We start from the raw sequence: 13,534 nt of genomic DNA, 5'->3' as shown, positions 1-13,534 counted from the left end.
CGACCGGGTCACAGGGGCCGGGGCGCCGGCCGGGCCGCAGGGGGCAGGGCGCTGACGTCACCGGTGACCGAGTTCGAACCACACGCCCTTGCCGCCGCCCGGCAGCGGTGCGCCCGGGACGGTGCCCCAGTGCCCCTCGGTGAGCATGTCCACGAGCCGGAGCCCGCGGCCGGACTCCGGGTCGTAGCCCTCCAGCAGCCGGGGCTGGTTCCCGGGGTCGCCGTCGTGGACGGTGACGCGCAGCGCGACGGGGCCCGCGACGTCGACGACCATCCGCAGGACGGCGCCCACGCTGTTCCGTGCGTGCAGGCAGGCGTTCGTCATCAACTCCGAGGTGCACACGGCCGCGTCGTCGACGAGCAGCGTCATATGGCGTGACTTCAGTACGGCGGTGACGTAGTCGCGGGCGATCTTGGGGGCGGTGGGGGTGAGCGCGGTGGTGGAGCAGTAGATCTCGTAGTGGCAGGGCGTGAGGGGCGGTGGAGCGGCAGGGGCGGTCGAGGTGGCGGGCTTGAGGGGCTTGAGGGGCTTGGGCGTCCTTGTCGGCCTGGCTTTGGGCATGGTGAGTCAACTCCTCGTGGAGCGGGGGTTCGTGACGACCGGTTGGTGGCATTGCCCGGCAGGGGTGCACTTCCAACTGGCGTCGGGCATGACGGAGTTGCGATAGTTGCCACGACAGTGCGTGCGGCGACCTTCACCGAACGTAACGGACAAACTTGATACGTAGCAACTCTGTCCGCCATGCTTCACCCGCACGTGCCACGCCGTGGCAAAGCGAACCGCACACTCAACGGCCAGATGAGGACAAGCAGATGCCGCCCAGAACGAATCCGACGGCACGACAGATGCGCCTGGGCGCCGAGCTGCGCAAGATGCGGGAGGCGGCAGGCGTCACGGCCCGTGAAGCAGCACAGATCCTCGGCTCGGGCTCCGCTCAGTTGAGCCACTTGGAGGCGGGCCGCTTCGGCGTCAGCGAGCAACGCATCCGACGACTGGCCGCGCACTACGCGTGCGATGACGCCGCTTATGTGGACGCCTTGGTGGCCATGGCCGCCGAGCGCGGTAAGGGGTGGTGGGAGGAGTACCGGGGGATCGTGGCACCTCTCGGCCCCGACCTTGCCGAACTCGAACACCACGCCATCCGGATGCACACCTTCGAGATGGCCCACATCCCAGGGCTCTTCCAGACGGAGGACCACATGAGGGCAGCCTTCCGGTACATGTCTCCGGATTGGCCCTCACGAGAGGTGGACGCCTTCGTCGCCTTCCGCTCTGAACGGCAGAAGGTCATCGCAGGCGGGGAGCCGACACCATTCGACGCCGTAATCCACGAAGCAGCTCTGCGGATCCGGGTCGGCGGACGGCAGACCGCTGTTGACCAGTTGAAGCGCATTCTCGGTCTTTCCGAGTTGCCACACGTGAGCGTTCGCGTGGTTCCCTTCGACAGCGAGGACTTCGCGGGAGCCGGCTATTCGATGCTCTACGCAGAAGGGGCCGTCGCCCAGCTCGACACCGTGCACATCGACACCGGCCACGGGGGTGTGTTCGTCGATGCGGAGCCCCGTCTGAAACAGTACCGGCGACGCTACGAACGGATCGGATCAACATCGCTGGACCCTCACACGTCCAGAGAAATGATCGCTCGAATCCTTCACGAACTCTGAAAAGGCGGAATCCATGCGCACCCGACTTGAGTGGCAGAAATCCTCGTTCTCCGGCGGCGGCTCGGGCGACAACTGCATAGAGCTCGCCACCCCCCACAACGAGCACCGCATACACCTCCGGGAAAGCGAAGCACCCGACGCCGTACTGACCACAGCCCCCGAGACCCTCGGCGCACTGATAACCGCACTCAAAGGCAGCAAGATCCACCTGCCCTAGACTCACCGGCACCGACCGGTCCGCCGCGGGCCCACCGCGGACCGCCGCCGACCGCGATCGCCGACACCAGCGACCACCAACGGGGGAACACCATGGACCACCACCGCCCCGGCCTGCCCGAAGACCTTCCCGCACCCGCCACGCTCTGGGCGCGCTGGGCCCTCCTTGCCGTGCTGACCGCGCGGGAGGAGGACGAGGACCTCGGCATCCACCGCACGGGCAACTGGATAACGGAGGACACCCTGCACCTGGACGACTGCGGCACCACGCGCTGGTGGCTCACCCGCAGCGGCGAGGACCGCTGGGTGCTCTACGGCGAGGACGAGGCCAGCCGCGTCAAATGGCACAAGCCCGCCATCGACATGCTCGCCGGCGCCCCCGACTGGCTGCCTTACGAGGACCTGCGGGATCTGATCGAAGGCTATGAACTGGGTTGCGTCTACTGGTGGGAGAACGGCGCGTGGGCCCGCGCGCCGTACCCCGACACCCTCGACGACGACGGCCTCGACTGCGGGATGAGCCGCTTCTCGGACCAGCGCGGGGTGTTCAACGAGATGATCTCGTGGGAACTGCTGGACGGCACGTTCGACGAAGCCGCCGCCGGCCCCTTGCTGGCCGATGCCGAGCAGTACCGGCTGACACCGGAACGACTGGAGGAGCTGGTCACCGCGACCCCGGAAAGGGACTGGGACCTCCCCGCCATGCTGCGCGCCCTCCGCCGCACCGGGCTGTCCGGACAGGAATCCGTCCGCGCCTGACAGCCCGGCACACGTCGCCCCACCGCACCAACCACTGCGGGGGCGACGCGTCCGGACCCGTCGGCACCCACGCCCGTCGGCACCCCGCCCATCGGCATCCGCCTGCGTGCGCAAGGACTGCGCACGCAGGCGGAACCGCACCGTCAAGGGCTCACTCGGTGACCCTCTGGCTTGCGGCCCCGAAACACTCGACGCCCGGGGCGGGGAAGGTCGGTCGGCGAGGTCGGCGGCTTGCCTTCGCAGCGCGCGTGGCAGCGCCCGCACGGGTGTCCCGAGAGGTGACACGTCGCACCTCCTCCGCGATGCCTTCGACGGGCACGACGCGCAAGCAACTGCACGCCCGTATCCAGCACGCCCTGGGACGCCCTGGGACGCCCCGATGCGGCAGTCGATCTCATGAACGGGGTCGTGGAAAGGCGGGCGAGCAGCCTCGGCGCCGACCACCCCTTCACGGCCGCGAGCAGGAAAGTGCTGGACGGGTTCAGGGCCGACCGGGGGACTGCGCCCGGCACTCCCCGGGCGCCGTCCCCCGACCAGCAGTGATCCCCGTCAGGGGGGAGACCCGGTGACCGGAGGTTCCCCCGTCGGATGACGGCATGGCTCTGCCGCGCCCGGCCGCGGTCGGCGGGTCTGTCCGACGGCCTGCCGTCAGCCTGTCGGACGGTTCGTTCGACGGCATGCACGACGGCATGTCCGACAGCCCGTCGGACGGTTCGTTTGACAGGTGCCGGATCAGCCCCCATCATCATTCCACTAATCAACTAGCTAAATATGGTGGGGAGCGTTCGTGGAGTTCCGCATCGACCGGCGGAGCGGGGTCGCCGCCTACCAGCAGATCGTCCAGCAGACCAAACAGGCCCTGCGTCTGGGCGTTCTGATGCCAGGGGACCGGCTGCCCACCGCCAAGGAAGTCGCCGAGACCTGCGCCGTCAATCCGAACACCACGCTCAAGGCGTACCGGGAGCTGGAACGCGAAGGACTGGTCGAGCCACGGCCCGGCCTGGGCACCTTCATCCGCCGGTCGCTGGCCCGCCCCCAGGCGGGCGCCGACTCCCCGTTGCGCGTGGAGCTGGCCGCCTGGATGGCGCGGGCTCACGAGGCGGGCCTTGAGCGGGAGGACGTGACCGCGCTGGTCGCATCGGTCCTGGCGGAGCGGTACGGCTCGGCAACGGCGGCCGGCAGGACAGCGGAAAGCATGGAATCGGGGTACTAGTGCACAACGCGAGGGATGCGATGGACGTCGCCGGCCCGGCGGAGGAGTCGGCGATCGAGGCCTACGGAGTGGGCAGGAGGTACCGTCGGGGCTGGGCCCTGCGGGACTGCTCGTTCCGGCTGCCGGCCGGCCGGATCTGCGGTCTTGTGGGCCCGAACGGGGCCGGCAAGACCACACTGATGGCGATCGCCGCCAACCTGCTGGAGCCGACGGACGGCACCCTCACGGTGTTCGGCGAAGCACCGGAGTCCGTGCAGGCCGGACGGCGTACGGCGTTCCTCGCCCAGGAGAAGCCGCTGTTCCGCCGCTTCACCGTGGCCGAGACGCTGCGCCTGGGCCGCGAGCTGAACCCCGGCTGGGACCAGCGGGCCGCCGAGAACGTCGTCCGCGCGGGCAACGTGCCCATGGAGGCGAGGATCGGCACCCTCTCCGGCGGGCAGCGCACCCGGGTGGCCTTCGCCCTCGCCTTCGGCAAGCGCCCCGACCTGCTGATGCTCGACGAGCCGATGTCCGACCTCGACCCGCTGGTACGGCACGAGCTCATGGGCGTCCTGCTCGCCGGGGCCGCCGAACACGGCACCACCGTGCTGATGTCCTCCCACATACTCAGCGAGTTGGAGGACGTCTGCGACTTCCTCCTCGTCATCTCCGCCGGCGGTCTGCGCATGGCCGGTGACGTGGACGAACTCCGCAGCGCCCACCTGCGGTTGCAGGGCGCCCGTAGCGGTGCGGACGCAGGTCCGGCGCAGGGCGGCGCCCAGGGCGTTCCCGCGGAGCTGGCCGGCCACACCATCGTCGAGTACCGCACCAGTGGACGCCAGGTCACCGCCCTCATCCGCCCGGACGGCCCGGTGGCCGGCCAGTGGCAGACGGACACTCCGAACCTGGAGGAACTCCTGCTCTCGTATCTGCGCTGCCCCGACGCGCCGCCCCTCATCAGCCCCGTGGCACAGGTCCCGGGCCGGGCTCACGGCTTCGACGACTCACGGGCGTCGGCATGAGGAACCCGACCAGCAACCCGACCAGGACCCCGACCGCCGGGGCCCACGGAGCCGCTCCGTCCCCCGCCGCCACCCGCGCCCCGAGGCTCAGCGGCCTGACCTGGCTCGTCTGGCGCCAGCACCGGGCGGGCTTCTGGACCCTCCTCGCCGCCACCGCCCTGTCCCTGGCGTGGATCGCCTACCAGCGCGCCGGCCTGGTGCACCACCTCACCGCAGAGGGCTGGCCCGGCTCCTCGCCCGACCGGTGGCTCGAAGGCATGGCACCGTACTCCGCCGCGCTCCAGAAGGTGGCCTACGGCCTCGGCTTCATCCCCGTCCTGCTGGGTGTCTTCCTCGGCGCCCCGCTGCTCGCCGGCGACCTGGAGAACGGCACCGCCAAACTCGTCGCCTCGCAGTCCGTCAGCCCCGGCCGCTGGCTGGCCACCAAGCTCGGGATCAGCGCCCTGGTGGTGATCGTGTGCACGTCGGCGCTCTCCGCGGCGTTCGGCTGGTGGTGGGGGCCGGTCAGGAACGAGAGCACGGTTCTGGGGTGGAGCGAGGGCTCCGCCTTCGACAACACCGGGCCCGTGCCCGTCGCGCTCGCGCTCTTCACCCTCATGGGCGGCGTGGCGATCGGCATGCTCCTGCGCCGCACCCTGGCCTCCATGGTCGTCACCTTCCTCTTCGCCGTGGCCGTCCAGGTGGTCTGGCAGTACGAGCGGCTGAACCTCGGCCAGGTCGTCACGGTCAACACCACCAAGGGGGTCAGCACCGACGCGTTCCCCCGCCTGCCCCATGCCGCCCTCCAGATCGACCAGTCGTACGTGTCGGGATCCGGGGAGACCTTCGGTTGGAGCACCTGCGTGCACGCCTCGTCCCAGCAGGCATGCCTGAAGAAGCTCGACATCGTCGGCTGGTCGGTGGACTACCTGCCGATCTCCCAGATGAGCGGCATGCAGTGGTTCGGCGCCTCAGTGCTCCTCGCCCTCACGGCCGCCGTCACGGCGTTCGTCTTCATCCGGTGCCGCAAGCGCCTCGTCTGACACCGCGCCCGCCCGCCGGCGCGCCCGTCCGTCCCGCCCGTCCGTCCCGCCGTCTGCCACCCGGCCCGGGCGGGGCCGCCCTACGGGCGGGCGGCACCGGGCGCGGCCCGGTGGACTCCGCCACCTTCCGGGACGGCGTCGGTTACGGCGTCCCGGACGGTGATCGGGACGGCGGTCGGGGATCCGCCCGCGGGACGGAGGTCACGGATCCGCCCGCGGAGCGGAGGTCACGGATCCGCCCGCAGGACGGCGCTCAGCCCTGGGCCGTGGGCCGGACGGTGATGTCCCCGATCTCGACGTCATCGGGCTGCTCGACGGCGAAGGCCACCGCACGGGCGACGGCCTCGGGCGCGATGGCGAGCTCGCGCATACGGGCGACCTGCTCGCCGGCGCCGCCGGTGGAGTCCAGGAGTTCGGTGCGGACGACGCCCGGCGAGATCGAGGTCGTCCGCAGCACGCCGTCGGTCGACTCCTGCCGCAGGCCCTCCAGGAGCGTGCGGACCGCGTTCTTCGTCCCTGCGTAGACCGCCTGCGTCGGGACGATCTTCAGCCCGGACGTCGACACCGTCGTCACGAGGTGGCCCCGGCCCTGCCGCCGGAACACCGGCAGCGCTGCCGCGATGCCGTGCAGTACCCCGCGCACATTGACGTCGATCATCTCCGACCAGCCGTCGACGTCGAGGTCCGCCACGGGCCCGATCCTGCCGACGCCGGCATTGCTCACGAGGACGTCGAGCCGGCCGTACTCCGCAACGGCCCGGGCGACGAGACGTTCGAGGTCCGCCCGGCGGGTGACGTCCGTGGCGCACGCGACGGCGCGTCCACCGCGCTCACGGATGTCCCGGACGACGGCGTCGAGCCGGTCCGTGCGGCGCGCGCCGAGGACGACGGCCGCGCCGCGCTCGGCGAGCAGGCGGGCGATCGCCTCGCCGATGCCGCTGCTCGCTCCGGTAACGGCGACGACCTTGCCGCTGACACCTGACATGGAAGGCCCCCCACTCCTGAAACGGACACCTGTCCGGCTGCCCGGAGATTAGCGGACAGTTGTCCGGTCGTCCAAGTCGTGGTTCCGGATGCCATGAACGCCGGCCGCACCCCGGCGGAGAACTCCGCTTGCCCCGGAGCGCGCTCCAGGCCGTAGCGTCACCGCGGAACGGACACATTCCACGGATCGACTCGGAACGTCGCGGAATTACTCGTGACGACACGGAACAACACGGAACGATACGGAACGACACGGAGGGACACCGTTGCGGTACACGCTGTTCGGCAGGACCGGCCTGCGGGTGAGCGAGCTGAGCCTCGGGGCCATGACCTTCGGGGAGGACTGGGGCTGGGGCGCGCCCAAGGAGACGAGCGCGGCCATTCTGCACACCTACGCCGAGGCCGGCGGAAACTTCATCGACACCGCGAACATCTACACCAACGGCAGCTCGGAGAGGATCCTCGGCGAGCTCCTGGCAGACCGCCGGGACCGGTTCGTGGTGGCCACGAAGTACAACAACACCGTCACCAAGGGCGACGTCAACTCCGCGGGCAGCCACCGCAAGAGCCTGGTGCGCTCGGTGGAGCAGAGCCTGAGGAACCTGCGGACGGACTACGTCGACGTCCTCTGGGTGCACGCCAGGGACAACTTCACCCCGGTCGAGGAGGTCATGCGGGGCCTCGACGACGTCGTGCGCTCCGGAAAGGTGCTCCACATCGGCGTCTCCGACTGGCCCGCGTGGGAGATAGCCCAGGCCAACACGCTGGCCGAACTGCGGGGCTGGAACTCCTTCGCCGGCTCCCAGCTCCGCTACAACCTCCTGGAGCGCACGGTGGAGCGCGAACTGCTGCCGCAGGCACGCGCGTTCGACCTGGCCGTACTCGCCTGGGCGCCGCTCGCGGCCGGCAAGCTCACCGGCAAGTACCGGCGCGGCGAGGCCGGCCGGCTGGACGCCCACGCCTGGGACGGCAAGGACCACAACGAGGACGGGACCGTCACGGCGGTGCTGGACGTCGCGGAGCAGGGCGGCTGGAGCCCGGCGCAGGTCGCCCTGGCCTGGCTCCTGCAGCGCCCCGGCAACATCGTCCCCATCATCGGCGCCACCAAGGAGCACCAGCTCGCCGACAACCTGGCCGCCGTGGACGTCACGCTGGACGCGGACGCGGTGGCCCGTCTGGACGCGGCCAGCGAGGTGCCCCTCACCTTCCCGCACTCCTTCATGCACGAGCCCGCCGCCAAGGACCTGGTCTACGGCGACCTGTGGCCGAGCATCGACGACCGCCGCTCCACGTACCGGCGCACCACGACCGAGGTGCTCTAGCCCCCGCCCTCCCGGAGGACCGGAAGGCCGTACCCGAAGACCGAAAGGCCCTCCCGGAGGACCGGAAGGCCCTGCCGGAAGGCCCTGGGGCCGTGCCGGCAGGCCGGGGCGTGTCCGCGGGCCCAGGGGCCGGTGCCGCCGGCCTGCGGTGGGCGGGCCGGGGCCCGGACCGACCCGCTCGGCGGTGCCGCGGCCCGGCCCCGGCCGCCCCCTGATACGGCGTTGGTACAAGGGCGCGCCGACACCGATACGGCGCCGAGCCGGTACCGCCGCCATCCCACGCCATGCTGAGCGCCGACCGGTTGGCGACGAAGGGAGACACGGGCATGGTGACGGGGTTGGGGTTGGGTTGGGGACGCGCACGCCGCAGGACCACCGCGCTGGCGGCCGTCGCGGTGGCCGTCGCGACGGGGAGCCTCGTGGCGGGGACCACGGTGAGTGCCGCAGCGGCCGGGGCGGGCGCCCGCAGCATCGGTGACCGGCTCTTCCCGCACCTCGGCAACGGCGGCTACGACGTGCAGGCGTACGACGTGAGCTACGACTACCGGCCGGGCACGCCGAAGATGAACGCCTCGGTGCACATCGACGCCCTCGCAGGCCAGGAGCTGTCCGAGTTCAGCCTCGACTCCGCCGGGCAGCGGATCGACACCGTCGAGGTGGGCGGGAAGGCGGCGCGCTTCACCGTCGAGGGCGAGAAGCTGGTCGTCGATCCTGCCGCCGCCCTGCCGAAGGGCAGGCCCTTCCGCGTCGACATCGGCTTCGTCGCCGACCGCTCCGCGGCCCCCGAGCCCCCGGACCGGCCCGGCGCGCCCTCCCCGGACCTCGCCGGCTGGTACGACTTCGGGGACCACGGCTTCGCCCTGTTCGGCCAGGCGGACCGCGCCCACCTCTTCTTCCCGATGAACGACCACCCGAGCGACAAGGCCCGGGTCGCCTTCCGCATCACCACGCCGAAGGACATGTCCGCGGTCGCGAACGGCACCCTGCGCTCACGCAGCACCGAGGGCGGCCGCACCACCTATGTGTACGGCACCCGGGACCCGATCCCCACGGACGTCGTCCAGGCCAGTGTGGGCCGGTTCAAGGAGTTCTCCGGGCAGGGCCCGCACGGGCTGCCCCTGCGCAGTCACGTCGACACGCGCTTCGCCGACCAGGCCGAGCAGGTCGCGAACCTCCCCGGGGACCTCGCCTGGGTGGAGAAGCAGATCGGCAGCCCCTACCCGTTCGAGAGCTACGGCGTCCTCGGCGTCCAGGAGTTCGGGGCCGGTCTTGAGACGGCCACGCTGTCGACGTTCGCGGGCACCGGTCTCAAGGACGACCCCGGGATCATGGTGCACGAGCTGGTCCACCAGTACTTCGGCGACGCCGTCTCCGTGCACACCTGGGACGACATGTGGCTCAGCGAGGGCCACGCCGTCTACTACACGTTCCGCTTCCTCGACGAGAAGGGCCTGGGCTCCCTGGAGGGCAACATGGAGCGCGCCTACGAGTACGACAAGGAGGAGCGCACGAACGTCGGGCCGCCCGGCAGGCTCAAGAGCAGCGCCGACGTCCTCGGCTCGACCAACGCCCCCGGTGCCCTCATGCTGTACGGCCTGCACAAGAAGGTCGGCGACGAGACGTTCCGCACGATCGAGAAGACGTTCTTCGACCGCTACCGCGGCAGGTCCGCCACGACGCGGGACTACGTCGACGTCGTCAACGAGGTCACCGGGCGCGACTTCACGAAGTACGTCGACGACTGGATCTACGCGCCCACGACCCCGCCCATGCCGTAACGCCCCGGCCGCGCACCGCGAGCCGCCCCGCACCGCGAGCCGCCCCGTACCGCAGACGTCCGGCGCCGCCATGCGGCAGCATGTCGGGGAGGGGGACGGCGAGCGATCACGGGGGCGGGCGGGATGGCGGAGCGGGCACCGTCGCGGCAGGAGCTGATCCGGCGGCAGCGCAGCAGCGGGTTCGTGGGGCGGCAGGGCGAACTCGCCGTGTTCAGGGACACGCTGCGGCAGCCGCCGCAGGAAGCGGCGCAGTTCCTCTTCCACATCCACGGACCGGGCGGGGTGGGCAAGACCACACTGGTGCGCAGGCTGGAGAGCGCCGCTCGGGACGCGGAGGCGGCCACCGCGTACGTGGACGAGGCCGCGGCGGACGCGGTCGAGGCGATGGAGGCCGTCAGCGCGCAGTTCGCCCAGCAGGGCGTGCCGCTGAAGGGCCTGGACAAGCAGTTGGCCACCTACCGGCAGCGGCGGCACGAGGCGCAGGCCGAGGCGAGCCTGGCCGGCGCCGTGGGAGCGGGCGCCGCGGCGGGCGGCCAGGTCGGCCAGGAGCCAGGGGCGGGCACCGCGGCACCCGCCCCTTCGCCGTCCAGCATGGTCCTGTCGCAACTGGGCCTCGCGGGCCTCGGCATGATCCCGGGCGTGGGCGCGTTCGCCGGCGCGGTCGACCCGAACCAGGTCGCGGCCGGCGCGGACCGGGTCACGTCGGTGCTCAGGGGCAGGCTGCGCAGCCACGACGACGTCCAGCTCGTGCTGTCGCCGCTCCAGGCGCTCACCCCGGTCTTCCTCCAGGACCTCGAGGAGGCGGCCCGGCGCAGGCCCTGGCTGGTGCTGTTCTTCGACACGTACGAACGCACCGGGCCCCTGCTGGACACCTGGCTGCGGGACATCCTCGTCACCAACCGCTACGGCGAGCTGCCCGCGAACGTCCTGGTCGTGCTGGCCGGACAGGCCAGGCTGGCGGCGCGCTGCTGGGACGACTGGCGGGACCTGGTCGCGGACTGGCCGCTGGAGGTCTTCACGGATGCCGAGGCCCGGCAGCTACTGACGGCGAAGGGGGTGACGGACGAGCGGGTCGTGGAGGTCATCCTGCGGCTCTCCGGCCGTCTGCCGGTGCTCGTCTCCACGCTCGCCGAGGCACGCCCCGTCCGGGTGGAGGACATCGGCGACCCCACCGGCACCGCCGTCGAGCGCTTCCTGAAGTGGGAGCAGGACCCCGCCAGGCGCGCCGCCGCGCTGGCCTGCGCGCTGCCCCAGGAACTGGACGAGGACGTGTACCGGGCCGCCGTGGACGACACGGCGGCCGAGCAGTTCGGGTGGCTGCGCGGTCTGCCGTTCGTCACCGACCACGCCGGGCACTGCCGCTACCACGACGTGGTCAGGAGCGCGATGCTGCGCCTCCAGCGCCGCCAGTCGCCCGAGCGGTGGCGGCAGCAGCACACCCGGCTGGCCGACGCCTTCGGCCGGCGCCGGAGCCGCCTCGAAGAGGGCACGCCGCCGCAGGACGGCTGGTGGCGCGACGAACACTGGCGCGCCGCGCGCCTCCAGGAGACCTACCACCGGCTGTGCGCCGACCCGCGCGCCGCGCTGCCCGGTGCGCTGCGGGACCTGCTCGACGCCTACGACCACGGCACCCGGACGCTGCGCCGCTGGACGCAGACCCTGTCCCGTGCCGGGCACGACACCGACGCCCCGGAGGTGGCCGAGTGGGGCCGGCGGCTCCTTTCCGCCCTGGAGGACGACGCGGGCCCCGGCATCGCCGCACTCACCGCCCTGATCATGCACGCCGCCCTGGACACCGGGGCGCGCTCGCTCGCGTACACCCTGCGCGGGCGCGACCACCGCAACGCCGAGCGGTACGCCGAGGCCCTGGCCGACTACGACCGGGCCCTCGCCCTGGACCCGCGGGGTTTCCGCGCCTGCTACGGCCGGGGCCGCACCCACCACCTCGAAGGCCGGTCCGAGGAGGCCGTGGCGGACTACGGCCGCGCCATCGAGCTCAAGGCGGACGACATCTGGTCCCACGCCTACCGCGGCTCGATCCGGCACTTCCAGAACCGCCATGCCGAGGCCCTCGCCGACTTCGACCGCGCCCTGGAGATCCATCCCGACCACGCCTGGGTGCTCACCAGCCGCGGCCTCACCCACCAGGCCATGGCCCGGCACGAGGCCGCCCTCGCCGACTACGACCGCGCCCTGGCCATCGCGCCCGCCAGCTCCTGGACCCTCACCAGCCGGGGCGAGCTGCACCGCCTCAACGGCAGGTACGAGGCCGCGCTGGCCGACTTCGACCGGGCCGTCGAGATCAAGCCCGACTCCACCTGGACCCTCGTCAACCGCGCCCTCACCCACCAGGCCACCGCCCGGCACGACGACGCCCTCGCCGACTACGACCGCGCCGTCGCTGCCGACCCCGGCTCCGTCTGGGCCCGGATCAACCGCGGTCTCCTGCACGAGCACGCGCAGCGGTACGACCTGGCCCTCGCCGACTTCGACCACGCCCTGGGCATCAACCCCACCAGTGTCTGGGCGCTGGTCAACCGGGGCATCGTGCACCAGTACACGGGCCGGTACGACCTGGCCCTCGCCGACTTCGACCGCGCCGTGGAGCTGGAGCCCGAGCACGCCTGGGCCCTCGCGTGCCGCGGCGAGCTGCACCGCCGCGAAGCCCGCCACGACGACGCCCTCGCCGACCTCAGCCGGGCCCTGGACATCAGCCCCGACAGCTCCTGGGCGCGCACCAACCGCGGTATGGTCCGCCGGCTGGTGCACCAGTACGAGGCGGCCCTCGCCGACTACGACGCCGCCGTCGCGCTCAGCCCGCGCTCGGCGTGGACCCTCGCCACCCGCGGCGAGCTGCACCGGCTCATGGACCATCCCGAACGGGCCATCGAGGACCTGGACCTGGCGATCGAGATCAACCCCGGCTACGTCTGGGCCCTCGTCAACCGCGCGGCGGCCCTGAGGGCGACGGGCCGCACCGAGGCTGCGCTCGGCGACCTCGGCACGGCTCTGGAGAAGGACCCCGAGCACGCCTGGGCCCACTACGAGAAGGCCGTCACCCTGTACGCCGCCGGTCTGGCCGGCGCCGAGGAGTACCTGACCCGCGCGGTGGCACTCCTCACCCCCGACCCTGCGGACTCACCGGCGGACGACCCGGCGGACGGACCGGCGGACGACCCGGCAAGCGGATCGGTGGCCGGACCGGCAAGCGGATCGGCGGACGGACCGGTGGACGGAGGCGCTCCGCCCGTCGTCAAGCGGTCCGCCGCCGAGCGGTCCGTCGCCGACCGGGGCAACCTCTTCCTGGCCCACAGCGCGCTGGACCACCGGGCGGTGGCCGAGCGGTGCCTCGACGAGTTCCTGGCGAGCACCCCGACCAGCGGCCAGATCGACGAGCTCCTCATGGACCTCGACGCCCTGGTGGCCGCGCTCCCGTCGGCGGCACGGCGGACGCTCGGCTTCCGGCGCCGTCTGGAGGAGGCCCTCACCGTGGTGCGCTGACCGGGCGGACCCGTGCCGCCGTACGAGCGGGCGTCTCCGCGGACGTCATGTCCCCTGGTGGCGCGGGGCGTCGA

At 72.0% G+C, this 13,534-nt stretch carries 12 protein-coding genes; 10 read left to right on the top strand and 2 right to left on the bottom strand.

Features of this window, described 5'->3' with window-relative positions; genetic code table 11:
* Positions 1-57: 57 nt before the first annotated feature.
* On the bottom strand, positions 58-561 hold the full coding sequence (locus tag IE313_RS10535) for an ATP-binding protein (RefSeq protein WP_268256693.1): 504 nt from the start codon (positions 559-561) through the stop codon (positions 58-60).
* Between the two features lie 251 nt (positions 562-812).
* Here IE313_RS10535 and IE313_RS10530 point away from each other — a divergent pair, with 251 nt between their 5' ends.
* The 7 genes from IE313_RS10530 (at position 813) to IE313_RS10500 (ending at position 5,875) form a co-directional block, all read left to right on the top strand.
* Complete coding sequence (locus IE313_RS10530; protein ID WP_189930739.1) at positions 813-1,664, top strand: helix-turn-helix domain-containing protein; 852 nt, start codon at positions 813-815, stop codon at positions 1,662-1,664.
* A 13-nt stretch (positions 1,665-1,677) separates the two neighbouring features.
* Positions 1,678-1,881, top strand: a complete 204-nt coding sequence (locus IE313_RS10525) for a DUF397 domain-containing protein (RefSeq protein ID WP_189930738.1) — start codon at positions 1,678-1,680, stop codon at positions 1,879-1,881.
* A gap of 92 nt (positions 1,882-1,973) precedes the next feature.
* The gene (locus IE313_RS10520) at positions 1,974-2,639 is read left to right on the top strand and encodes a hypothetical protein (protein WP_189930737.1); all 666 of its coding nucleotides are present in this window, start codon (positions 1,974-1,976) and stop codon (positions 2,637-2,639) included.
* A gap of 396 nt (positions 2,640-3,035) precedes the next feature.
* Positions 3,036-3,182, top strand: a complete 147-nt coding sequence (locus IE313_RS10515) for a hypothetical protein (RefSeq protein WP_189930736.1) — start codon at positions 3,036-3,038, stop codon at positions 3,180-3,182.
* 244 nt (positions 3,183-3,426) lie between these two features.
* Complete coding sequence (locus IE313_RS10510; RefSeq protein ID WP_189930735.1) at positions 3,427-3,852, top strand: GntR family transcriptional regulator; 426 nt, start codon at positions 3,427-3,429, stop codon at positions 3,850-3,852.
* A gap of 20 nt (positions 3,853-3,872) precedes the next feature.
* Positions 3,873-4,853, top strand: a complete 981-nt coding sequence (locus IE313_RS10505; protein WP_189930960.1) for an ABC transporter ATP-binding protein — start codon at positions 3,873-3,875, stop codon at positions 4,851-4,853.
* Positions 4,850-5,875 (top strand): ABC-2 membrane transporter-related protein, encoded by a 1,026-nt coding sequence (locus tag IE313_RS10500; RefSeq protein WP_189930734.1) that lies wholly within the window; start codon positions 4,850-4,852, stop codon positions 5,873-5,875. Before IE313_RS10505 ends, IE313_RS10500 begins: the two co-directional genes overlap by 4 nt.
* Before the next feature lie 253 nt (positions 5,876-6,128).
* On the opposite strand, the gene IE313_RS10495 is transcribed toward IE313_RS10500, so the two are convergent.
* On the bottom strand, positions 6,129-6,860 hold the full coding sequence (locus IE313_RS10495; protein WP_189930733.1) for an SDR family oxidoreductase: 732 nt from the start codon (positions 6,858-6,860) through the stop codon (positions 6,129-6,131).
* Between the two features lie 265 nt (positions 6,861-7,125).
* Here IE313_RS10495 and IE313_RS10490 point away from each other — a divergent pair, with 265 nt between their 5' ends.
* The 3 genes from IE313_RS10490 (at position 7,126) to IE313_RS10480 (ending at position 13,460) form a co-directional block, all read left to right on the top strand.
* Entirely contained in the window at positions 7,126-8,181 is a 1,056-nt protein-coding gene (locus IE313_RS10490) for an aldo/keto reductase (RefSeq protein WP_189930732.1), read from the top strand.
* A gap of 326 nt (positions 8,182-8,507) precedes the next feature.
* Positions 8,508-9,959, top strand: coding sequence for a M1 family metallopeptidase (locus tag IE313_RS10485; RefSeq protein WP_189930731.1), 1,452 nt, complete (start codon positions 8,508-8,510; stop codon positions 9,957-9,959).
* A 123-nt stretch (positions 9,960-10,082) separates the two neighbouring features.
* Positions 10,083-13,460 (top strand): tetratricopeptide repeat protein, encoded by a 3,378-nt coding sequence (locus tag IE313_RS10480; RefSeq protein ID WP_189930730.1) that lies wholly within the window; start codon positions 10,083-10,085, stop codon positions 13,458-13,460.
* Positions 13,461-13,534: the final 74 nt, after the last annotated feature.

Source organism: Streptomyces sulfonofaciens (assembly GCF_014656295.1).
Classification (GTDB): domain Bacteria; phylum Actinomycetota; class Actinomycetes; order Streptomycetales; family Streptomycetaceae; genus Streptomyces; species Streptomyces sulfonofaciens.
Note: the sequence above shows the minus strand (reverse complement) of the source record. Positions and strands in the feature narration are given on the sequence as shown.